At 72.5% G+C, this 1,119-nt stretch carries 2 protein-coding genes; one reads left to right on the top strand and one right to left on the bottom strand.

From position 1 onward, the window contains the following. Positions 1–72: 72 nt before the first annotated feature. Positions 73–507: an Hsp20/alpha crystallin family protein gene (locus ACIRL2_RS51435; RefSeq protein ID WP_395870969.1), complete on the bottom strand. Its 435-nt coding sequence runs from the start codon at positions 505–507 to the stop codon at positions 73–75. Positions 508–651: 144 nt separating this feature from the next. Here ACIRL2_RS51435 and ACIRL2_RS51440 point away from each other — a divergent pair. Then, on the top strand, positions 652–1,119 hold a 468-nt coding region (locus tag ACIRL2_RS51440; RefSeq protein ID WP_402242743.1), incomplete at its 3' end, for a type III effector protein.

Raw genomic sequence — 1,119 nt, forward strand, 5'->3', positions numbered from 1 at the left:
GGGCCGGCGGCGGGCGCGCCGAGAGGCGGTGCGTCCGTCGTCGGCCCCGCAGGGGGGTGTCGTGGCCCTGCTTCAGGCGGTGATGACCTTGCGGTCGGGGGTGCCGGCGCCGATGGGGATCTTGCGGGGCTTGGCGCGCTCCGCGATGGGGATGCGCAGGGTCAGTACGCCGGCTTGGTAGTCGGCGTCGATGCGTTCGGTGTCGAGGGTGTCGGCGAGGACGATCTGGCGGGAGAAGACGCCCACGGGTCGTTCGGACAGTTCCACCTGTACCTCGTCGGCCTTGGCGGCGGGTTCGCGGCGGGCCTTGACGGTGAGCATGTTGCGTTCGACGTCGATGTCGATCGCCTCGGGGGTCACGCCCGGCAGGTCGAACGCGACCACGTACACCTCGCCGTCGCGCCAGGCGTCCATCGGCATCGCGGTCGGCCGGGAGGCGGCGCCGGGGGCGAGGAGTTGCTGCGCGAGCCGGTCGAGCTCGCGGAAGGGGTCGGTACGCATCAACATAACGAGAACACCTCCGAAAGTTTCGGTCGGTAGCGCCCTGACGGGCTCCCTGGAACCGTTGTAGCATGTCATCGGAAGGATGACAAATACGTGGGTCGTCCACATGATGACGACGGAGGAGACGACGTTGTGAGAGGGGCTCCGGTGAACGCGAACGACCGACCCGACAATCCCGCCGCGGGGCCCGCGTCCTTCCTGGCCGCCGCCGCGGCCCTGGAAGCCATCGACCGAGCCGTCCGCACGGCCCAGGACGGCGAGGCCGGGCCGCCGCACCCGGACGCGGGCCCCGAACAGGCCTTGGCCTCGCTGTTGTTGCTCCGCGAGATCCGGGAGCGGCTCGCCGGATGGGAGAGCGGGCTGATCGAGAACGCCCGCGACGCCGGCGCCAGCTGGGCGGACCTCGCCCACCCCCTGGGCGTCGCCAGCCGACAGGCCGCCGAACGCCGCTACCTGCGACTGCGCCCGGGCCCCGCCGGAACCACCGGCGAACAACGCGTCACCGCCACCCGCGAACGCCGCGCCGCCGACCGCGCCGCCGGCGCCCGAGCCCGCGACAACGCCGCCGACCTGCGACGCCTCGCAGGCCACATCACCGCACTCACCGACCTCCCC

This window comes from Embleya sp. NPDC127516 (genome assembly GCF_044765325.1).
In the GTDB taxonomy this organism is placed as follows: Bacteria; Actinomycetota; Actinomycetes; order Streptomycetales; family Streptomycetaceae; genus Embleya.

Coding starts and splice junctions, on each gene's coding strand:
- ACIRL2_RS51435 (WP_395870969.1), bottom strand. CDS start 507: ATGTTGATGCGTACCGACCCCTTCCGCGAGCTCGACCGGCTCGCGCAG.